Raw genomic sequence first — 21,011 nt, 5'->3', positions numbered from 1 at the left:
AACAGGTACCGAACGAGCCGACGACGCCCGAACGGGCCACTACGGAAGAGGAGTTGAGGAGGCCCTTGATGCGCGGGGAAGAGCGGAAGCACCGGATCCTCACCCTGGCACGCCAGCAGGGCCGGATCGAGGTCACCCGGGTCGCCGACGAGCTCGGCGTCGCACAGGAGACCGTCCGCCGCGATCTGCGCGTGCTGGAGGACCGGGGACTGCTCCACCGCACCCACGGCGGGGCGTACCCCGTCGAGAGTGCGGGCTTCGAGACCGACCTGGCCCGGCGCACCACGCTCAACGTCGACCAGAAGCGCCGGATCGCGGCCACCGCCGCCGGCCTCCTCGGCGAGGCCGAGACGGTGTTCATCGACGAGGGCTACACCCCCCAACTCCTGGCGTCACTGCTGCCGACCGACCGGCCGCTGACCGTGGTGACCGCCTCGCTGACGACCGCCGCCGCGGTGGCGGAGTGCAACAACCTGACAGTGCTGCTCCTCGGCGGCCGTGTCAGGTCGCGCACGCTCGCCACGGTCGGCTCGTGGACGTGCACCATGCTGAGCGGATTCGTCATCGACCTCGCCTTCATCGGCGCGAACGGCATCTCCCGGGAGATGGGGCTGACCACGCCCGATCCGGTCGTCGCCGACGTCAAGACCAAGGCTCTCCAGGTCTCCCGGCGGCGGGTCTTCATGGGCGTGCACACCAAGTTCGGCGCCAGCAGCTTCTGCCGGTTCGCCGAGGTCGGCGACTTCGAGGCGATCGTCACCGACACGGGCCTGCCCGCCGTCGAGGCCCAACGCTACGCCCTGCTCGGCCCCAAGGTCATCCGGGTCTGACGACCCGCCCCCTCCCCCGCCGACGGCGCACGCCGCCGGCCGGTCGCACCCGCACGAACTCGAAACAGGAGCACCCATGATCCCCAGACGCGCCCTCGCGGTCGGCGCCGCCCTGCTCACCACCGTCGGCCTCACGTCGTGCAGCGGGGCGGGCGGAACCGGCGGCGGGCACTCGATCAACGTGCTGATGGTGAACAACCCGCAGATGATCGACCTCCAGAAGCTGACGGCCGACTACTTCACCAAGTCCACCGGCATCACGGTCAACTTCACGGTGCTGCCGGAGAACGACGTCCGCCACAAGATCACGCAGGACTTCTCCAGCCAGTCCGGCCAGTACGACGTGGCGACCATCAGCAACTACGAGACGCCCATCTTCACCAAGAACGGGTGGCTGACCCCGCTGACCCCGCGCGCGAACGCCGACGCGGCCTTCGACCAGAACGACGTCCTGCCCGCCATCCGCACCTCGCTCACGGTGGACGACCAGATGTACGCCGAGCCGTTCTACGGCGAGTCGTCGTTCCTGATGTACCGCAAGGACGTCTTCGCAGCCAAGCAGCTGACCATGCCCGACAAGCCCACCTGGCAGCAGGTCGCCGCACTGGCCGCGCAGGTGGACGGCGCCCAGCCGGGCATGAAGGGCATCTGCCTGCGCGGCCAGCCCGGCTGGGGCGAGCTGACCGCCCCGCTCACCACCGTGGTGAACACCATGGGCGGCACCTGGTTCGACAAGGACTGGCACGCACAACTGACCAGCCCCGCCTTCCAGAAGGCCACCTCGTTCTACGTCGACCTGGTCCGCTCCCACGGCGAGGCCGGCGCGCCCGAGGCCGGCTTCACCGAGTGCCTCAACAACCTGGAGCAGGGCAAGACCGCCATGTGGTACGACGCGACCTCGGCGGCCGGCGCCCTGGAGACGACCGGCTCGCCGGTCGCGGGGAAGATCGGCTACGTGCCCGCCCCGGTGGAGCAGACGGCCGGCTCGGGCTGGCTCTTCACCTGGGCCTGGGGCCTGCAGAAGGCCAGCAAGCACCAGGACGACGCCTGGAAGTTCATCTCCTGGGCGTCCAGCAAGCAGTACGAGCAGCTGGTCGGCGCCCAGTTGGGCTGGTCCCGCGTACCGGCCGGCAAGCGGACGTCCACCTACGCCACCCCCCAGTACCTGCAGTCGGCCTCGGCGTTCGCCCAACCCACGCTGACCGCCCTGCAGTCCGCCGATCCGGCCGACCCCGGCGTCCAGCCGCGCCCGGCCCCCGGCATCCAGTTCGTGGGCATCCCCGAGTTCGAGGACCTGGGCACCCAGGTGTCCCAGCAGATCAGCTCCGCCATCGCGGGCCAGATCAGCGTGGACCAGGCACTGGCCACCAGTCAGGGCCTCGCCGAGAAGGTCGCCGCCGCGCACGCCGAGTAGCAGCCACCACCGAATGACATCCCCCATCCGGTGGGCCCCGGCTGACACCGCGCCTCCCAGCCGGGGGCCACCCGCACCCGAGGGACTCCCATGAACACAGCCTCCCTACCCGACTCCTTGCAGGCCTCCGTGGCCGGCCGCGGCCGCACGGAGCCCCCCGAGCGACGCCCGCGCGGGGCCTGGGCGCGTCGCGCGCCCCTGCTCCCCGCCCTGATCTTCATGATCGTGGTCACCCAGCTGCCCTTCGTGGGCACCCTGGCGATCTCCTTCATGCGGTGGAACGCCCTGGACCCGGCGGGCCGCGGGTTCGGCGGGCTCGCCAACTACGCCCACGCGCTGACCGACCCGGCGCTGCGCACGTCCATCCTGACGACCGTCGAGCTGACCGTCACCGTCGTCGCCGTCAGCCTCCTGCTGGGGCTCGGCGCGGCGCTGCTGCTCGACCGCCGCTTCCTCGGTCGAGGCCTGGTGCGGACGATGATGATCACGCCGTTCCTGGTGGTGCCGGTGGCCTCCGCGCTGCTGTGGAAGCACGCGCTCTACAACGCCTCCTACGGCCTGTTCGACGGCCTGCTCACGGCGGTGGCCGGCGACGACGCGCCGCAGCCGGACTGGCTGTCCAGCCTGCCGCTGCTGTCGGTGGAGGCCTCCCTGGTGTGGCAGTGGACGCCGTTCATGATGCTGATCCTGCTCGCCGGGCTGCAGAGCCGCCCACTGGACGCCGTTGAGGCGGCGCGGGTGGACGGCGCCAACACCTGGCAGATCTTCCGGTACATCACGCTGCCGCACCTGCGCCGCTACCTGGAGCTGGCCGCCCTGCTCGGCAGCATCTACGTGGTGCAGAACTTCGACGCGGTCTTCACCCTGACCTCGGGCGGCCTGGGCACCGCCAACCTGCCGTACACCGTCTACCGGACGTTCTACGAGGGGCACGACTACGGCCAGGCGTCGGCGGACGGGGTGATCGTGGTCGTGCTGACCACGCTCATCGCGACCCTCGCGCTGCGCACCGTCCTCTCGCTGTTCCGCGAGGAGAGCCGCTGATGACCACCACCCGGGTGCGCCGCACCAACAGCCTGCTCGGCCTCGCCGCCTGGCTGGTCGGCCTGCTCTTCCTCCTTCCGTTCGCCTGGATGGTGCTCACCTCGCTGCACAGCGAGCAGGACGCCGCGACCAACCCGCCGAGCGTGGCCGCCCCGCTGACCCTCCAGGGCTACCGCGAGTTCTTCGGTGCCGGGACGGGGATGAGCCCCTGGCCGCCGCTGATCAACTCGATGACCGCGAGCGTGGTGTCCACCCTCCTGGTGCTGGCCCTGGCCACCCCGGCCGCGTACGCGCTGGCCATCAAGCCGGTCCGGAAGTGGACCAACACCCTGTTCTTCTTCCTGAGCACCAAGATGCTCCCGGCGGTAGCGGCCCTGCTGCCCGTCTACCTGATCGCGCAGAACGCCGGCCTGCTGGACAACATCTGGCTGCTCGTCGTCCTCTACACCTCGATGAACCTGCCGATCGCGGTGTGGATGATGCGCTCCTTCCTCGCGGAGGTGCCCAAGGAGATCCTGGAGGCGGCCGCCATCGACGGCGCCGGTCTGCCGGCGGTGCTGCTGCGCGTGCTGGCGCCGGTGGCCGCTCCCGGCATCGCCGCGACCGCCCTCATCTCCTTCATCTTCAGCTGGAACGAGCTGCTGTTCGCCCGGGTCCTCACCGGCGTGGTCGCCGGCACCGCACCCGTCTTCCTCACCGGCTTCGTCACCAGCCAGGGACTCTTCCTGGCCAAGGTCTGCGCGGCCGCCGTCTGTGTCTCCCTGCCGGTGCTCGTCGCCGGTTTCGCCGCCCAGGACAAGCTCGTCCAGGGCCTCTCCCTTGGAGCCGTCAAGTGAAGGCAGTCGTCATCAGCTCGCCCGGTGTACTCGGCATCGAGACCGTGGACGACCCGACGCCCGGCCCCGGCGAGGTGGTGGTGAAGGTCGCGGCCTGCGGCCTCTGCGGCACCGACCTGCACATCCTGGAGGGCGAGTTCGCCCCCAGCCTGCCGCTGGTCCCCGGCCACGAGTTCGCCGGGGAGGTCGTGGCGCTCGGCGCCGGGGTGACGGACCTCGCGGTCGGCGACAAGGTCGCCGTCGACCCCTCGCTGTACTGCCACGAGTGCCACTACTGCCGCCTCGGCCGGGACAACCTCTGCGAGCGGTACGCCGCCATCGGCGTCACCACGGCGGGCGCCGCGGCCGAGTACGCCGTCGCCCCCGCCGCCAACTGCGTCCGGCTGCCCGAGCACGTCGGCGTCGAGGACGCCGCCCTCATCGAGCCGCTCTCGTGCGCGGTGCGCGGCTACGACGTCCTGCGCGGCAGGATCGGGTCCAACGTCCTCATCTACGGCTCCGGCACCATGGGCCTGATGATGCTGGAGCTCGCCAAGCGCACCGGCGCGGCCTCGGTGGACGTCGTCGACCTCAACGACGAGCGCCTGGCCACGGCCCGCCTGCTCGGCTGCGACCGCACGGCCGCGGGCGCCGCGGAGTTCGACCAGCCCCGCGGCTGGGACGTGGTGATCGACGCCACCGGCAACGAGCACGCGATCCAGGACGCGCTCGGCCGCGTCGGCCGGGGCGGCACCTACCTGCAGTTCGGCGTCGCCGCCTACGCGGCCCGCGCCGTCATCGAGCCGTACAAGATCTACAACCAGGAGATCACCATCACCGGCTCGATGGCCGTGCTGCACAGCTTCGAACGCGCGGCCGCGCTCTTCGCCGCCGGGGTGCTGGACCCGGAGGTCTTCATCAGCGACCGCTATCCCCTCGCCGACTACGCCACCGCCCTCCAGCGCTTCCAGGCGGGCCAGGGCCGGAAGATCCTGGTCACCCCGTGACCGACCACACCCTGCTCCCCCCTGCCGACCGCGCCGCCCCGTCCCCGGCCGCCCCCGCCCCGACCGGCCGCGCGCCGGCCGTCCTGGTCGTCGGTGAGGCGCTCGCCGACGTGCTCGACACCCCCGACGGCCGGCGCGCCCACCCGGGCGGCAGCCCCGCCAACACCGCCCTCGGCCTGGCGAGACTCGGCCACCAGGCCCACCTCGCCACCCGACTGGGCGACGACGCGTACGGCTCGATGATCCGCGACCACCTGGCCCGCGACGGCGTGACGCTCACCCCCGACGCGGTCGGCGACCGCCCGACGTCCACCGCCACGGCCGTCCTCGACGACGAGGGCAGGGCCACCTACACCTTCGACATCTTCTGGGACCTGTCACCGACGGTCACCGAACTGATCGGAGAGCAGTCCTTCGAGCACCTGCATGCCGGTTCGGTCGCCGCCCTGCTCGAACCGGGAGCCGCCCGGGTGCTCGCCCTGGTCCGCGGAGCGCCGACGGCCGCGACGATCTCCTACGACCCCAACCTGCGGCCGGCGCTCCTGGCCGCTCCCGGGCGGGAGCGGCCCCGGGTGGAGCGGCTGGTGGCGCTCAGCGACGTGGTCAAGGTCAGCGACGAGGACCTCGACTGGCTGTACCCCGGGGAGGACGCCCAGGAGATCGCCGCCGCGTGGGCGCGTCGCGGCCCCGCGCTGGTCGTACTGACGCGGGGCACCCTGGGGGCGAGCGCCCACTGGCGGCACGGCCGCCACGACGTGGCCGCCGCCCCGGTCGAGGTCGCCGACACCATCGGCGCCGGTGACGCCTTCATGTCGGGCCTGATCAGCGGGCTCCTGGAGGGCGGGCTGCTGGGCGCCGGTCGCTTCGGGCTGGTCGGGGCGACCAGCACGGAGCAGCCGTCCCCCGCGCTGGTGGCCGCCCTGGAGCGGGCCGCCCGCACGGCGGCGCTCACCTGCGCCCGCCACGGCGCGGATCCGCCGACCCGGGCCGAGCTGGCGGCGTTCGACCTCTGAAGCCGGTCCCGGCGGGCGTCACGCCTCGTGGTCACCCTCGCGGCGGTGTAAGAAAGGGCGCACGGTCGAACGTCGCGACCGACCCTGCCGCCAAGAGCCCTCGGACCGTTGCCGGTCAGGTCTTCGCTCTCCGAGTCGTGGTCGTGGTCCTGCTGGTCCTCGGGGCGATCCTGGCGCTGGCCCTGGAGTCACGGCACGCCAGCGAGACCGAGGCCCGCAACCGGTCGGTGGCGGTGGCGTAGGCGTTCGCGCACAGCGATGGACCAAGGCGTCGGTCAAGTCGGCACTGGGGCCCGGTGCCTGGCGTCGTGGTACCTTGCCGGCGCCGGTGGGCCTGACGGAAACATGAGGATCACTCATGTTACTGACGTCACGCCGAAACACCAGAGGAGACCGGCCCGGCCAGGACGACTTCAAGGCCGACCTGGTGGCCGTGCTGCTGCACCACGAGGACTCCGGCGTCCCCGCCGACCGCGCCGCCCTCCTCGCCGAGGCCCGCGGTGGCGCCGCGGGGCCGCTTCGCCCGTACCTCGCCTGCCTGGGCTCGGGCCTGCGCCGGCTCCCGAGCCACCACGGTGCCGTGCTGCTGGGTGCCGACCTGACGCCGGAGGCGCTCGAGGCCTTCTCCGTCGGCCTGGCACTCGTCGAACCGGGGCCGGTTGCCGGCCTGGCCTCGCCTGCGGCCGCCCTCGGCACTCCGGCCGAGTTCGTCGTCTGGTCGACCACCGGCCGACGGACCGCCGCCTTCGGGGACGACCAGGAGGTGCCACAGGTCGCCTTCCCGCCGGGGACCCGTTTCGTGGTGGTCGACGTCGCGGCCCGGCCCGCCCGGGTGCTGCTGCGCGAGACCACCGGCCCGTCGGCGGCGGGCCCGGACGACGAGCGGGACCGCAGCGCACGCGACCGGCTGCGCGCCTGGCTGGAACGCCGGGACAAGGTGGCGCCGGCCGATCGCCGGACGATCGCCCGCCCGGAGCGCTTCCGCCTCGCCCCGGGCGTGCTCCTCCCGGACCCGCCCTCCCCACCGGCCGCCGACCCCGACCCGCCCGCCGAGGCCTGACCGGGCCGCTCCACGCCCGTACGGACCGGCGGCGGTTCACCGGTGTCCGGCATCCTCCGGACACCGGCCGCCCCTACCGTCCACCGAACCCATATCGCCCCCTTCCACGGGCACCCGGCCCGTGGCCTCCACTGCTCACGGCCGCGGGGCACCGGCGCCCGGTGTTCCCCAGGACGCCGGCGCCCCGGGCCGCTCCGCGTGACGACCGGTCAGGCGCGACGCTTGGCCGCGGTCTTGCGGGCGACGAGGACCAGGCCCGCACCGGCGGCCAGCACGGCGCCACCGGCCAGGGCGAGCGGGGTGCTGCCCCCGCCACCGGTCTGCGCCAGGGCCGGCGCGGTGCTCGCCCCGGCGCCGGGCGTCGCGGCCGGCGTGGTCGGCGTGGTCGGCGTGGCCCGCGGGGTGGTCCCGGGAGCAGTCGGAGCCGGGGTGGTCGCCGAGGGCGTGGCGACCGGCGAGGCCGGGACCGACGCGGTCGGCGTCGGGGTCGCCGGAACGGACGGGGTGGTGGTCGGGGTGCCGGTCGGCGTCGGGGTGGCGGACGGGCAGAGCGGAACGTCCGCCACCTTCTTGTCCACGTGGGTGTCCGCCAGGGTGTAGCGCCAGGTGTCGCCCTTGCCCGAGTAGCCGACGGTCAGCTTGACGGTGCTCCGCGCCTCGATCCTGCCGTGGTACTCCTCGGTCCCGCCGACCAGGCTGAGGGTGTAGTCACCCGCGGCCTTGTAGTGGTTCCCGAGGACGAGCTCGACGTGCCCGGCGTCCGCCCGGCAACCGATCTCCACGGAGGCGTCGCTCGGGTTCCAGGCGAAGGCGGTCCCGCTGTTCGCCAGGGCGAGGGCGGCGACCGCGCTCCCGGTGGCCACAGCCGCCCGCCGTACGTGCTTCATCAGTGCTTTTCTCCTCGGGAGTTCATGGCGTGGGAAAGCCTCGCGCGCGTCCCGGGGGGATGGCGGGGAAGCGCGCGAGGCTGCGAGCCCGGGCCGCCTCCGCGGGCCGTGGCGGCGACGAGCGGAGGCGGGGCACGGGGCTCTCGTCCCGACACACGGATGTCGTGCCCCATCCGGTTCAGTCGCCCCCGACACCGGCTGGAGCCCGGGCGTCACCGCCGACGGCCTGTTCACCCTCATCGCCTCGGCCGCCCGGGCCCGCGAACACGCCCCGGAGGACGCCGACCAGGTGCTGACCGTCCTCATCGACGGCCGGCCGCGCGTCTGACGGGGCCGCAGGCCTCACCGCCCGGCGGTGTCCAGCAGGATCCGGGCCAGCTCGGCCGGCCGGGAGAACATCGGCCAGTGCCCGGTGTCCAGCTCGACCAGCCGCCAGTGCCCGTCGGCCACCAACTCGGCCACCTCCTCGTCGGGTTCCGCCGCGGCGAGCAGGCACAGCAAGTAGGTCGCGGGCAGCTCGGCCAACGGGCGGGTCAGCACGGCGGGTTCGGTCAGGCTGGCGCCCGGGTGCGGGGTCGAGCCGGCGACGATGCGGGCGATCTGCCCGTCGGTCAGGCCGTGGCCCTCGAAGTGGGCGGCGGTGGCGCTCGGCCAGAACCCGCCGTTCCCGGCGATCGCCGCCGTCAGCGCCACCCCGCCGTCCGGCCAACCCTCGGCGAACGACCGGCCGTCCACCGGGAGGCCGGCGTCGACGAGCACCAGGTGCGCCAGCCGGTCACCGATCCGCGCCGCGGCCTGCCCCGCCGGAACGCCTGCGTAACTGTGAGCGACCAGCACGACCTCGCGCAGGTCGAGGCGCTCGACCTCGGCCACGATGTCCTGGACGTGGGTCCGCTGCCCGGCCGGGACGCCCTGCCGGTCGGCGAGGCCGGAGAGGGTCAGCGGGTGGACGCCGTGCCCGGCCGCCCGCAGGTGCGCCACCACGTCGTCCCAGGCCCAGGCCCCGAGCCGCGCGCCCGCGACCAGTACGAAGTTCACCATGATCGTCACCGTAGCGGGCCGACTCCGCGACCGCCGAGGGAATTTCCACGCCCCGGACACGACAGTGGCGCACCCCGGGTCAGTCGAGAACGGCGTCGATCTCCACCTCGACCAGCCACTCCGGGTCGATGAACCGGGAGACCTCGACGAAGGTGCAGGCCGGTCGGATCTCGGCGAACCGCTCGCCGTGCGCCCGGGCGGCCTCCTCCCAGCGCGTGATGTCCGTGAGCATCATCCGGGTCCGCACGACGTCCTGGAGCGACGAGCCCGCGGCCTCGAGCGCGGCCTCCGCGATGTCCAGGCACCGGACCGTCTGGGCGTAGACGTCGTCCTTCCCGACGTTCCCGCCGTCCGCCCCGATCGGCGCGGTGCCGGCCACCGCGATGTACGACCCCTTGCGGACCGCCCGGGACATGCCGATCCGGGGCTCCATGGGTGAGGCTGAACTGACCAACTGTCGACCTTGATCCATCGCGCCATGCTCCCACAGGACCGCACGGCTCGGCCGTCGCCGTCCAAGGCTCGGACGGCCGGCTCCCGCCGGTCCACCCCGAGGGCCTGTCTCCTGGATCCTCGCCGGGCTCGCGACGCTCCCCCGGCCTTCGGCCGGGAGGTGCCCCCACGTTGATCAAACGGTTCTGCCGGGTACCCCCTCCCGGTGTCGCCACCGCACCGGATCGGAGGCGGCGGCCCGGGGTGCCGCCGAGGCCGGCGCCCGGTACCCGGCGCAGGAGAGCACCAGCATCTCGTCGCCCCCGGGCTGGAATTCGTACGCCACCCGCTCCACCCGGCTCCCGATCCCGACCCCCGCCAGCTCCTCCAGCAGCCGGTCCAGCCCTTCGTACCGCTCGCCGGTGTCGTACACCATCACCGGGAAGATCCTGACCTCCCGTCGCGCCACCCGGGCGAGTTCCAGCAGCGCCGCCCGGTGGAAGTCCTCCCCCAGTCGGTTGCCGTACGAGAACAGCAGGTGCGAGCTGAGCACCAGGTCGAAGGAGCCCTCCGCGAAGGGCAGTTCGGGCAGCGCCCCGGCCAGGTAGCGCTCCGGCCGGGCCGCGATGTCGGCCCGGAACAGCCGGGCCCCGGCGATCCGTTCCCGGATCAGGCCGCCCGGATCGCCGTACCAGGACCAGACGAAGTCCGGGGCCTCCCGCATCAGCTGCCCGCGCTTGAACAGCGTCTCCCGCTCGACGAGCAGCCCCAACTCCTCCCGGTGCGTGGCGTATTCACGGTCGACGGCGACCGCGTCGATGCCGCGCCGTCCCGCCTCGGCGACGAAGCCCGCCGCGCCGGCCGGGCAGTCCAGGATGCGCTGCTCCAAGTCCCGGTCGGTGAGCGCGAACATCGCGCGGTACTCCGCGAAGGAGCGGGCGCTGACCAGCACGGCTCATCCCCTCCCCACGAACGGCATGGTGCTCGGCAGCACCACCAGGGACTGGATGGTGGTGTCGGGCGGCTGCGAGGCCATCAGCACCAGGGCCTCGGTGAAGCGCTCCACCGGGATGGTCGCCTCGACCGCCATCGTGCCGTCGGCCTGCATCGCGGCGGGCTGCGGACCGCCGTCCGGCGGGGCGACGTTGCCGACGTCGATCTGCCCGCAGGAGATGCCGTACGGGCGGCCGTCCAGGGCGAGCACCTTGGTGAGGCCGAGGACGGCGTGCTTGGCGGCCGTGTAGGCCAGGGAGTTGGGGCGGGGCACGTGGGCCGAGGGCGCGCCGTTGTTGATGATCCGGCCGCCCTGCGGGGACTGGGTGCTCATCAGCCGGAAGGCCTCCCGGGCGCACAGGAAGCTGCCGGTGACGATGGTGTCCAGCACCCGGTTCCAGTCCGCGAACGGGGTCTCGACGATCGGCCGGCGCGGGGCGGCCGCACCCGCGTTGTTGAACAGCAGGTCGAGCCGGCCGTAGCGGTCGCGGACGGCGTCGAAGAGCCGGGCGACCTCCTCGGGGCTGCGGATGTCGGTCGGTACGGCGAGGATCCGCGCCGGATCGACCTCCGCGAGCACGGCGGTCTCCTCCAGCGCGTCCTTGCGCCGCCCGGCCAGCACCACCGTCCAGCCCGCCGCCAGCAGGGCGAGCGAGGAGGCCCGGCCGAGCCCGCTGCCACCGCCGGTGACCAGGGCGACCTTTCCGTGCGACTGATTCACGGCGTCCACGCCTCCCCCTCGTTCAGCCAGATCCGCAGCATCCGCCGGGCGTGCGGCCCGGGTTCGTCCACGTACGGTGAACGCCCGTGCAGCACCCGGCTGTTGCGGATGATCAGCAGGTCCCCGGCGGCCATCGGCAACCCGAAGGCGATCTCCGGCCGGTACAGCACCTCGTCGAGCACGCCCAGCGCCTCCCACTGACGGTCCGTCAGTTCGGGCCCGCCCCGGTCGGGGGAGGAGCGGACGGTGCGGGTCTGGTAGTAGCAGCCGATGGTCCCGTCCTTCTGCGGGTAGAGGATCGGGGTGACCACGACCTGCGGGCCGGCCCGGCCGCTCCGGTCGAAGGTCCAGTTCTCGCCGAGGGTGGCCAGCGCGTCCGGACGCTCCTGCCCGATCAGGTCGTGGACGTGCCGGGCGCTCGCCAGCTTGGTCAACCCGCCGCCGTGGTAGGCGGGTTGGATGCAGAGCAGGACGAGAAGGTCACAGGTGTCGCAGTGGAAGCCGAGTTCGGTGTTGCCGTCGCCGTCCTGGTCGCGCAGCACCGAGGTGAGGTCGCCGCGCCCGTTCTGCGGCACGATCCGGCCGTAGTCCCGTAGCAGGAAGGAGACCGCCTCGGTGATCTCCTGCTCCGGCAGCTCCGGGTCGACCAGTCGGCCGATGTGGGCGAGGCCGACGGAGGCGATGCCGTCCCGGACGAAGGTCCGCAGCCGCTCGCGCACCGGCCCGGCCGCGCCCCAGCGCCCGGCCCGCGCATCGGCCCGGAGCAGCCGCCGCTCCTGCTCGCCCAGCGGCAGCGACCACAGCTCCCGCCGAGCCTCCAACTCCAGACTGCTCCAGCCGATTTCGGCCACCGTGTGCTCGCTCATCAGACCTCCCCCTACCGGGCCCCGGCCGCGACGGCCTTGGACCAGAGCGCCAGCGCCTCGTCGATCTGCCCGGCCGTGACGACCAGGGCGGGGATCATCCGGACCACGTTGAGGTGGGTCCCGCAGAGCAGGAGCAGCAGGCCGAGGTCGGCCGCCGTCTGCTGGACCCGCCGGGCGGCGTCCGGGTCCGGCGAGTCGTCCGGGCGGCAGAACTCACTGGCCGCCATCAGCCCGAGGCCCCGGACGTCGGCGATGCCGGACGCCTCGGCGGCGACCGCCCGCAGCCCGTCCAGCAGCCGTACGCCCTGCTCGGCGGCGTTCTCGACCAGCCGCTCCTCGCGCAGCACGTCCAGGGTGGCCAGGGCGGCGGCGCAGGCCACCGGGTTGCCGCCGTAGGTGCCGCCCTGCGAGCCGGGCCAGGCGCGCCGCATCAGTTCGGTCGGCGCGGCGATCGCGGACAGCGGGAAGCCGCTGGCCAGGCCCTTGGCGGTGATCAGCACATCGGGCAGCACACCGTCCTCGTACTGGTGGGCCCAGAACCGGCCGGTGCGGCCGAAGCCGGTCTGCACCTCGTCCACCACCAGCAGGATGCCGTGCCGGTCGGCCCGCTCGCGCAGTCCGGCCAGGAACCCGGCCGGAGCGGGGACGTAGCCGCCCTCGCCGAGCACCGGCTCGACGAACATGGCCGCCGTCTCGGCGGGCGCGGAGACGGTGGCGAGCACCTCGTCCAGCCCGCGCAGGGCGTGCGCCACCGCCTCCTCCTCGGAGAGCCCCAGCGAGAGTCGCAGCCGGAACGCGGCCGGGAAGGGCGCCACCGCGACCCCGGGCACCAGCGGGCCGATGCCCGCCCGGAAGCGGGTCCCGGCGGTGGTGAGGGCGGCCGCGCCCATGGTGCGGCCGTGGAAGGAGCCCTCGAAGACGATCACGTTCTGCCGCCCGGTGGCGTGCCGGGCCAGCCGCAGCGCGGCCTCCACGGCCTCCGTCCCAGCGGTGGCGTAGAACAGCGAGTCCAGGCCGACCGGCAGGACCTCGCCCAACCGTTCGGTGAGGGTGAGCAGTTGGTCGTGCAGGACGGTGGTGTACTGGCCGTGGACCAGCCGGCCGGCCTGTTCGCGGACGGCCTCGACCACCCGGGGGTGGCAGTGGCCGGTGCTGGTCACCCCCACGCCGGAGGTGAAGTCGAGGTAGCGGCGGCCGTCGGCGTCGTAGAGGTGGAGGCCTTCGCCGCGCACGGCGACGACCGGGGTGGCCTGCTTGAGCACCGGGGAGAGCTGGGGCAACGGAGTCTGCCTTTCTGTGAGTCGGGTGGATCGGGTCAGCGGGGCGGGAGGTAGCCCGCCTCGGACGCCCAGGTGAGCGCGGCCGACCACCACTGCGGGGTCGGCGCGGCGAAGCGGACGCCCAAACGGTCGAGTACGGAGGTGGTGTAGGCGCTGTCCACCCGGACGTTGCGCTCCTCCTGCTGCGCCCAGGCGGCGGCCAGTCGGGCGGCCGCCGGGTGCCGACGCTCGGCCCGGGCGATGGCGGCCGCGAAGGCCCCGTCGTCGGTGAGCCGGACGGGGTAACCGAACTCGGCGAGCCGGCCCACGAGTTCGTCGTGCGGCACGGCGTACGGGTTCTCCACGTGGTAGGCGCCGGGTGCGGCGTACGGGTCGAGGGCGATCGCGGCGATCCCGGCGGCCACCGTGTCCACGTGCGAGAACGCGAAAGAGGTGTCCGGCCGGCTGGGGGCGGCGCCCGCCAGCAGGTAGCCGCGGATCAGCTGGTAGATCCGGTTGTCGCCGGCGTTGGCCTGGAAGGCACCGGTCCGGCTGTGCGCGGCGATGTGCCCGCTGCGGTACAGGTAGGCGGCGTGCCCGGTGGCCGCCCAGGCCCGAACGGCCTGCTCGGCCCGGTACTTGGTGCGCTCGTACGGGGTCCGGAAGTGCTGGCCGATCCACAGGTCGGCCTCGCTGAAGCGGCGCGGCGGGCCGTCCACCCCGCCGGAGACGGCGAGGGTGGAGACGTGGTGGAGCGCGGCCGTCGGCGTGTGCTCCTCGATCCAGCCGAGCAGCCGGCGCACCGCCGTGTGATTGGTGCGCTCCAGCTCGTCGGGCGAGGCGACCAGCCGGACGTCCGCCGCCGCGTGCACCACGATCCGGGCGGTGCGGGCGCGCTCCAGCGCGGCCGGGCAGAGGCCGAGGCCGTCCCGGTCGATGTCCCCGGCGACGGCCCGGGCCCGGCCGACGGCCAGGCGGCGTGCCGCCTCCGCCTCGTCCGCGGCCCGGACCAGGCAGGTGACCTCGGCGCCGCGCCGCAGGAAGGCGTCCAGCAGGTGCCGGCCGAGGTAGCCGGTGGCGCCGGTGAGCAGCACCCGGGCGGGTTCGCGGACGTCCACCCGGGCGGTGGGCGGCACCCGGGCGTGCAGCAGTTGGCCGGAGGTGGAGAGCGGCGCGCGGACGGGCTGCTCCGCCGACGGCCCCGCGAGCGCCTCGGCGAAGCGGGCGGCGATCCGCTCGGCGGCGGGGTGGGGCACGCCGGGCCACCCGTACACCAGGTCGGCGACCAGCCGCTGCTCCACCACCCGTGCGGTGAGCCGCAGTCGGTACAGCGGGTCGCCCCCGGCGCAGCGGGCCAGGCCCGCCTGCTCGTCGGCGACCGTCCAGTCCAGCGTGGGCTCCTCGGGCAGCCGGAAGGTGCCGAGGAAGTTGAACCCGACGGCGGGGCGTTCGCCCGGTGCGTCCATGGGGCGGACGGGCGCCTCGCGCAGCCGCCGCGCGGCGTCCCCGGCGCCCGCCGAGGGGTCCAGCTCGACGTGCTTGACGGCGGTGAACCAGCCGACGGTGTCCAGGAATTCGCCCGGGTCGCCGACCGTGTCCCGGCCGTGGGTCTCCACCTCCACCGCGAGCCGGGGCTCACCCTGCCAGTGCGCGACGGCTCCGGCGAAGGCGGTGAGCAGGACGGCCTCCAGCCCGGCCCCGCCACCGTGCCGGGCGACCAGCCGGGCGGTGGCGTCCTCGTCCAGGGCCCAGCAGAGCGCGGCCGGTCGGGCGGGCGGCACGGGCGGCGCCGGAGCCTCCGGCGCCGCGGGCGGGGGCGGCGCGGCCGCCGCCCACCGGTAGAAGTCGGGGGTCGGCGGCAGGTCGGCCGGTTGTCGATCGGACCCGGCCTGGTCGAGCACCGCGCGGTAGGCGTGGGCGAGGTCGTCCAGCAGGATCCGCCAGGACAGCCCGTCCACCACCAGGTGGTGGGCGATCAGCGCCAGTCGGTCGTCGGTGCCGGGCGGGCCGGTGAACAGGTGGGCGCGCAGCAGCCGTCCGGCCAGGGGGTCGAGGCTGCGGTGGAGTTCGGTGCAGACTCCGGTGACGGTGTCGGCGATCGCGCCCGCCGCGCGCGGGATCCGGGAGTGGGAGAGCGGGTCGAGCTCGGTCACCGCCCGGGGTTCGCCGTACCCGTCCGGCGAGACGGGCCGGCGCAGCGCCGGGTGGCGTTCCAGCACGGCCGCGACCGCCGCCGAGAGCGCGGCCGGGTCGACGGCGGTGCGGCAGCGCAGCAGGACGGACTGGTTCCAGTGCCGCGGGTCCTCGACGGACCGCTGCCGGTACAGCCAGCGCTGGGCGGGCGCGAGTCGGGTGCCGCCACCGGGTCGGCGCGGAGCCGGAACGGCAGCGGCGACCGGCACCGCCACCGCGGCCAGCCCGGCCGCCGTCGGGTGCCGGTAGAAGTCCTCGTAGGCGACCCGCAGCCCGGAGCGCCGCAGGAGGGCGATGGTACGCATGGCGAGGATGGAGTCCCCGCCGAGGGCGAGCACGTCCGCCTGCGGCCCGACGCCGGACAGCCCGAGCGCGCCGGCCCAGAACCGGGCGATCTCCCCCGCCAGGCCGTCCCCGCCGGGCCCCGACGGCTCCGCCCTGGCCTCGACCAGTTCGGCGACCAGCTCGCCCAGCCGCGGCCGGTCCAGCTTGCCGTTCGGCCCGACCGGGAACTCCGCGAGCATCAGGATCGGCTGCGGCACCGAGTAGCCGGGCAGCCGGTCGCGCAGATACGCATCGAGGCCCTCGACGTCGGCGCCCTCCAACAGCCTTACCGCACCGAACAGTTGGTTCCCGACGGCGGTCTCCCGCAGCAGTGCCGCCGAGCCGGCGACGCCCGGGTACCCGTCCATGGCCCGCTCGACCTCGGCGAGGTCGACCCGGTAGCCCCGGACCTTCACCTGGCGGTCCACCCGCCCGAGGAAGACCAGCTCCCCGTCGGCCCGCCGGCGGCACACGTCGCCGGTCCGGTACATCAGTCGGCCGTCCCGCCGGACGAAGCCGCGGGCGGTCTCGGCCGGCCGCCCGAAGTACCCGGCGCTGACGCCCCGCCCGCCGACCAGCAGCTCCCCCTCGGCCGCCGCCCGCCCCCGCCCGTCCACCAGGGTGAGCAGCACCTCGCCGATCCCGCTGCCGATCGGCACGGTCGGCTCCCCGGCGGGTAGTTCCCGGGCGGAGGCGGCGAGGAAGCAGGTGGCCCCGACGGTGGTCTCGGTCGGCCCGTAGTGGTTGACCAACCGCTCGGTGACCTTGCCGTCCAGCAGCGCGGCCGCCAGCGGACGCGGCAGCGCCTCGCCGCCCAGCAGCAGGGTGCGCAGCGGCGCCGCGTCGGCCGGGCGCCCCTCCAGCAGGGCGGTCAGGTGCGAGGGCGTGGTCTTCAGGGTGTCGACCCCGGCCCGGCGCAGCGAGCCCCAGAAGGCCTCCGGGTCGCGCACCTCCCGGTCGGGGACGACGTGCACCGAGCCCCCGGTGGCCAGGGCGAGCAGCCAGGCGGTGTGCCCGAGGTCGGCGGCCAGCGTGGTGACGTGCGCCAGGCGGGGGGCGTCCGCCCGGGTCAGGCCGAGCCGCGCGGCCAGCGACAGGGCGTAGTGCACGGCGTTGTCGTGGGTGACCGCCACCGCCTTGGGCTCGCCGCTGGACCCGGAGGTGAAGGACAGGTAGGCGAGGTCCTCCCCCGCCGCCTCGCCGCCCGACCACGACGGGCCGGCCGCCTCGACGTCCACCACCTCCCCGCCGAGGCCGCCCCCGGTGGCGAGCACCCGCGAGACCCGGACGGCCGCCAGGCGCCGGGCGAGGTCGGCCGCCGACCAGTCCGGGTCGGCCAGCACGGCCGCCGCGCCGGAGCGCAGCACCCCGTGCAGCAGCACCAGCATCCGGGCGTCCCGGGGGCCGAGCAGGGCGACCCGGTCGCCCCGCCCGGTGCCACCGGCGGCCAGCCGGGCGGCGATCCGCCCGGCGGCGGTGTCGAGCGTGCGGTAGTCGTAGGCGCGGACGCCGTCGGTGAGGGCGGGCCGGTCGGGGTGGGACCTGGCGAGCTGCGACAGGAGCGCGGTCAGCGCGTTGGTGGCGGACGCGGAGCGGAGGTGCTGCGTCGCGGGGGTCACGCCGACTCGTCCCCGGTCCGTGCCGCTCCCACCGACCGGGCGAACACCCCGGGGTCGCCCACCAGGTATCCGTCCAGTCCGGCCCGTTCGGGCAGCCGCCCGGCCAACTCCCAGGCCAGCATGCGGTGCAGGCCGTCGATGTGGATCAGTCCCTCCCGGACCAGCAGGTCCGCGTAGTCGGGGTGGTCGACCGGCCCGGTGCTGAGGAACAGCGGCGTGAACGGCGCCCGGCGCAGCATCCGCAGCTTGCCCGCGCAGACCGGGTTGGCCACCGCCCAGGCGGCGCCGCCGGAGCGGACGCGTTCGGCCGCCTGGGCCACGGTCAGCCCGGTGCGCGGGACGAGTTCGAGCTCGCCGCCCTCGCTGAGGTGCCAGGGCAGGACGACGCCGAGGAGGTCGGCCCGGCTCAGCCGGACCCGCCACCAGCCGCCGGGGATGCGGTCGGCGCGTTCGACGTTCTCCTCGCCGTACAGGTTGCTGTTCGCCTCGTGGGCCCGCTCCACCGGGTGGTCCCGCAGGTAGGCGTCGTGGACCTCGGGGTAGGCGACGGCGGTGACGATCTCCACGGTTGTGCTCCTCAGACGGTTCCGGTGTATTCGGTGAAGTGGTGTTCCCCGAACAGCTCGGGCCACTGGCCGTCGGCCAGGTCCAGTTCGCGGGCCCGGGCGAGCATCTGCCGCCAGTAGGGCTTCACCGGGCGCCAGCGCGCCCCCACCTGGCAGTACGAGGCGTCGATGAAGTACCGGGGCCTGCCCGGCCCGTCGGGTGCCGGTCTGCGGGTGTGGAACAGCGCCGAGTTGAGCAGCACGGTGGAGCCGGGCGGCAGCCGGTCGATGACCACCTCGCCGGGCAGTTCCGCGGTGCCGTGGTGGACGTAGGCGGCCTTGCCGGCGGTGCTGTGGTGCGAGCCGGGCAGCACGGCCAGGCTGCCGACCTTCTCGTCCAGGCCGCCGAGGTAGTGCAGCGCGTGGACCATCACCAGCGCCGGGTCGGGGCCGTCGTTGGGCTCGCAGTCGTGGTGCCAGGGCTTTCCGGGGATGCCCGGGGCCTGGCGGTCGCTGTGCAGGTGGTGGAAGACGAAGGAGGGCCCGATCAGCCCGGTCAGCGCCCGCATCAGCGGCGGGTGGGTGAGCAGCCGGCCGTGGGCGGGGAGCTCCAGTTCCAGCAGCGGGGGCGGTCCGTGCCGGTCGGGGTCGGTGCAGGCTTCGATCGAGCGGGCCCGCAGGCCCTCGTCCACCCACCGGTCCACCTCGGGGACGAGGCGTTCGCGCAGTGCTTCGGGCAGGAGTGCGGGCAGGACCAGGTAGCCGGACTCCAGGAACTGACGGCGGTGCTCGGTGTCGAGGGCCTCACGCCCGGTGGAGAACAAGGTCACCGAACCGATCCCCTCCTTCCGTTCGACGGGACGCACAACGGGACGCGGTACGGGACAGGAGGCACACGGGTCCGTCCAGACTTCGGGTGGCGGCGGTGTCGTCCGTCGTCGCCACGGACAGCTGAGTTCGCGCGCGATCAGCACGAAGAGGCACGCCGTGATCACGCAAGGTGATCCGCCTCAGGAGTATGAACCGGTCTTCGCGTCCACGACAAGACCAACGCCAACCCGTGGACACCTTCCCGCCACCGTGCCGTTCAGCTCCGGCCACCAGTCGATTCCTCCCCCACCGGAAACACCGGTCCTTCCGCGCCCCGGTGATTCGCCGTCGGCACAGCGGATGCGGCAAAGTGGCGGCATGAGTTCGGACACTCGGAGTCACCAAACGCCCGGGCCGACGCGGCGGCGGCCGGTCCAGCAGCGCAGCCAGGAGCGGTACAGCCGCATCCTGGACGCCTGCGCCGGGCTGCTGGACGAGGTCGGGCCGACCGCGCTGACCACCAAGGAGGTCGCCCAGCGCGCCCAGGTGCCGATCGGCACCCTGTACCAGTTCTTCGCCGGCAAGGAGGACCTGTTGGCCGCGCTCGCCACCCGCAACCTCGACCGGTACCTCCAGCGGCTGGACGCCCGGATGGCCGCCTCCGCGCCGGTCGGCCCGGCCGGCTTCACCGACCTCGCGGTGGAGGAGTTCGTCGCGATGAAGCGCGCGGTGCCCGGGTTCGGCCAGGTGGACTTCGGGCTGGCCGGCACCGCGGTGCCGGCCGGGGTCCGGGATGAGCAGCACCTGCTGGACGCGGGCGTGGACAACAACACCGCCGTCGCCCTGCGGCTGCAGGCGCTCGGCGGCGAACTGTTCGCCGCGGGCGACCCGGCGGCCACCACGCTCACCCTGCGGGTCGCCCTGGAGGCGGCCGACGCGGTGCTCAAACTCGCCTTCCGGGGGGACCCGGACGGCGATCCGGCGCTGATCGCCGAATGCAAGCGGCTGGTGCGCGGTTACCTGGCGCAACAGCCGTCCGGCGGCTGACGCACGACCCACGGGCCCCGCGCATCCCGTCCGCCCGAGCCGTTGCGAGCCCGCCGCGCCCGCAGCACAGTGGAAAGCGGAACGGCCGCGGAGGCGGCCACCGCGACCCGAGGAGCACGACCATGCACGCAGCGGTAGGTGACCAGCTCCATATCCACAGCAGGTCGGTGGGCATGGTGGACCAGAAGGGCATCATCACGGAGGTGCGCGGCACCGACGGCGAGCCCCCGTACGTGGTCCGCTTCGAGGACGGCCACGAAGGCCTGATCTACCCCGGCCCCGACTGCAACATCGAGCACATCAAGTCCAGCCAGGCGGAACACTGACCGACTCCCCCACCGCCCCGTGCCCGACCCGCGCGAGGTGGTGAGGAGCGGTGTCCGCCTCCTCGACCCCGCTGCCCGGGGCGCTCGCCGATCTCGCGCCACTGCTGGACCACTACGGGTACCTCGCGGTGGCGCTGCTCGTCCTGCTCGACAACTGCGGCATCCCGGTGCCCGGGCAGACCATCCTGGTGCTCGCCTCGGTGTACGCCGGCAGCGGGCACCTGGACTTCGCCGCCGTCCTGCTGATCGCGGCGGGCGCCGCCACGGTCGGCAACGGCCTCGGCTACCTGATCGGCCACACCGGCGGGCGCGCCTTCGTCCACCGCTGGGGCCGCTACGTGCTGCTCACCCCGGCCCGGATGGAACGCGCGGACGGCTTCTTCGCGCGGCACGGCGGCAAGGTCGTCGCGGTCGCCCGCTTCGTGGACGGGCTGCGCCAGTACAACGGCATCATCGCCGGGACCACCGAGATGCCGTGGCGCCGCTTCGCGGTCTTCAACCTGCTGGGCGCGGTGCTGTGGACCGCGGTGTGGGGCACCTTCGGCTATGTCGCCGGGGCCAACATCGGCACGGTCTACCAGACGGCGATCCACTACCAGCTCTGGTTCGCGATCGGTCTCGGGCTGCTGGTCGCGGCCTTCCTGCTCCGGCAGGTGCTGCGCTACCGGCGTCGGCGCCGCGGAGGCGCCCACCCCGGCGCCCGCGGGCCACCCGCCGAGCGCCGCGGGGACACCCCCAACCGCCCCCCCCAGCCCGGCCCCCGCC

General features: G+C 74.1%; 20 protein-coding genes. 10 read left to right on the top strand and 10 right to left on the bottom strand.

Annotated elements, in window-relative coordinates:
• Positions 1–68 precede the first annotated feature (68 nt).
• From ACFVWU_RS03180 to ACFVWU_RS03150, 7 genes are all read left to right on the top strand, one after another.
• Complete coding sequence (locus ACFVWU_RS03180) at positions 69–830, top strand: DeoR/GlpR family DNA-binding transcription regulator (protein ID WP_387614786.1); 762 nt, start codon at positions 69–71, stop codon at positions 828–830.
• Between the two features lie 76 nt (positions 831–906).
• Positions 907–2,244, top strand: coding sequence for an ABC transporter substrate-binding protein (locus ACFVWU_RS03175; protein WP_387614783.1), 1,338 nt, complete (start codon positions 907–909; stop codon positions 2,242–2,244).
• Between the two features lie 90 nt (positions 2,245–2,334).
• Complete coding sequence (locus tag ACFVWU_RS03170) at positions 2,335–3,288, top strand: carbohydrate ABC transporter permease (RefSeq protein ID WP_387614780.1); 954 nt, start codon at positions 2,335–2,337, stop codon at positions 3,286–3,288.
• The gene (locus ACFVWU_RS03165) at positions 3,288–4,124 is read left to right on the top strand and encodes a carbohydrate ABC transporter permease (protein WP_387614777.1); all 837 of its coding nucleotides are present in this window, start codon (positions 3,288–3,290) and stop codon (positions 4,122–4,124) included. The genes ACFVWU_RS03170 and ACFVWU_RS03165 overlap by 1 nt, the downstream gene beginning before the upstream one ends.
• Positions 4,121–5,110 carry a zinc-dependent alcohol dehydrogenase family protein gene (locus tag ACFVWU_RS03160; RefSeq protein ID WP_387614774.1) on the top strand — a complete coding sequence of 330 codons (990 nt, stop codon included), beginning with the start codon at positions 4,121–4,123 and terminating at the stop codon, positions 5,108–5,110. The genes ACFVWU_RS03165 and ACFVWU_RS03160 overlap by 4 nt, the downstream gene beginning before the upstream one ends.
• Complete coding sequence (locus ACFVWU_RS03155; protein ID WP_387614771.1) at positions 5,107–6,123, top strand: carbohydrate kinase; 1,017 nt, start codon at positions 5,107–5,109, stop codon at positions 6,121–6,123. Before ACFVWU_RS03160 ends, ACFVWU_RS03155 begins: the two co-directional genes overlap by 4 nt.
• A gap of 358 nt (positions 6,124–6,481) precedes the next feature.
• A complete protein-coding gene (locus tag ACFVWU_RS03150; RefSeq protein ID WP_387614768.1) occupies positions 6,482–7,183 on the top strand; it encodes a hypothetical protein in 702 nt (233 codons plus the stop codon).
• A 209-nt stretch (positions 7,184–7,392) separates the two neighbouring features.
• On the opposite strand, the gene ACFVWU_RS03145 is transcribed toward ACFVWU_RS03150, so the two are convergent.
• The 10 genes from ACFVWU_RS03145 to ACFVWU_RS03100 all read right to left on the bottom strand — a co-directional run bounded on the left by ACFVWU_RS03145 (position 7,393) and on the right by ACFVWU_RS03100 (position 18,893).
• The gene (locus tag ACFVWU_RS03145) at positions 7,393–8,070 is read right to left on the bottom strand and encodes an LPXTG cell wall anchor domain-containing protein (protein ID WP_387614765.1); all 678 of its coding nucleotides are present in this window, start codon (positions 8,068–8,070) and stop codon (positions 7,393–7,395) included.
• 342 nt (positions 8,071–8,412) lie between these two features.
• A complete protein-coding gene (locus ACFVWU_RS03140) occupies positions 8,413–9,111 on the bottom strand; it encodes an alpha/beta fold hydrolase (protein WP_387614762.1) in 699 nt (232 codons plus the stop codon).
• 79 nt (positions 9,112–9,190) lie between these two features.
• Positions 9,191–9,544, bottom strand: a complete 354-nt coding sequence (locus ACFVWU_RS03135) for a RidA family protein (RefSeq protein ID WP_387614759.1) — start codon at positions 9,542–9,544, stop codon at positions 9,191–9,193.
• Positions 9,545–9,739: 195 nt separating this feature from the next.
• The gene (locus tag ACFVWU_RS03130; protein WP_387614756.1) at positions 9,740–10,495 is read right to left on the bottom strand and encodes a methyltransferase domain-containing protein; all 756 of its coding nucleotides are present in this window, start codon (positions 10,493–10,495) and stop codon (positions 9,740–9,742) included.
• Between the two features lie 3 nt (positions 10,496–10,498).
• Positions 10,499–11,266, bottom strand: coding sequence for an SDR family oxidoreductase (locus ACFVWU_RS03125; RefSeq protein ID WP_387614753.1), 768 nt, complete (start codon positions 11,264–11,266; stop codon positions 10,499–10,501).
• Positions 11,254–12,123, bottom strand: a complete 870-nt coding sequence (locus ACFVWU_RS03120) for a TauD/TfdA family dioxygenase (protein ID WP_387614750.1) — start codon at positions 12,121–12,123, stop codon at positions 11,254–11,256. The genes ACFVWU_RS03125 and ACFVWU_RS03120 overlap by 13 nt, the downstream gene beginning before the upstream one ends.
• Before the next feature lie 11 nt (positions 12,124–12,134).
• On the bottom strand, positions 12,135–13,403 hold the full coding sequence (locus ACFVWU_RS03115) for an aspartate aminotransferase family protein (RefSeq protein WP_387614747.1): 1,269 nt from the start codon (positions 13,401–13,403) through the stop codon (positions 12,135–12,137).
• A 35-nt stretch (positions 13,404–13,438) separates the two neighbouring features.
• Positions 13,439–17,518, bottom strand: coding sequence for an AMP-binding protein (locus ACFVWU_RS03110; protein ID WP_387614744.1), 4,080 nt, complete (start codon positions 17,516–17,518; stop codon positions 13,439–13,441).
• Positions 17,515–18,084 carry a DUF6309 family protein gene (locus tag ACFVWU_RS03105; protein ID WP_387614741.1) on the bottom strand — a complete coding sequence of 190 codons (570 nt, stop codon included), beginning with the start codon at positions 18,082–18,084 and terminating at the stop codon, positions 17,515–17,517. The genes ACFVWU_RS03110 and ACFVWU_RS03105 overlap by 4 nt, the downstream gene beginning before the upstream one ends.
• A gap of 11 nt (positions 18,085–18,095) precedes the next feature.
• Positions 18,096–18,893, bottom strand: coding sequence for a phytanoyl-CoA dioxygenase family protein (locus tag ACFVWU_RS03100; protein WP_387614738.1), 798 nt, complete (start codon positions 18,891–18,893; stop codon positions 18,096–18,098).
• Between the two features lie 358 nt (positions 18,894–19,251).
• Between ACFVWU_RS03100 and ACFVWU_RS03095 the strand changes: the two genes are divergently transcribed.
• The 3 genes from ACFVWU_RS03095 to ACFVWU_RS03085 form a co-directional block, all read left to right on the top strand.
• Positions 19,252–19,920, top strand: a complete 669-nt coding sequence (locus tag ACFVWU_RS03095; protein ID WP_387614735.1) for a TetR family transcriptional regulator — start codon at positions 19,252–19,254, stop codon at positions 19,918–19,920.
• Between the two features lie 122 nt (positions 19,921–20,042).
• Complete coding sequence (locus ACFVWU_RS03090) at positions 20,043–20,246, top strand: DUF1918 domain-containing protein (RefSeq protein WP_380612485.1); 204 nt, start codon at positions 20,043–20,045, stop codon at positions 20,244–20,246.
• A gap of 50 nt (positions 20,247–20,296) precedes the next feature.
• Positions 20,297–21,011: DedA family protein (locus tag ACFVWU_RS03085; RefSeq protein WP_387614732.1), on the top strand; the 715-nt coding region annotated here is incomplete at its 3' end.

It is taken from the genome of Kitasatospora sp. NPDC058190 (assembly GCF_042883685.1).
Taxonomy (GTDB): domain Bacteria; phylum Actinomycetota; class Actinomycetes; order Streptomycetales; family Streptomycetaceae; genus Kitasatospora.
This window is presented reverse-complemented; position numbering and strand designations above follow the sequence as displayed.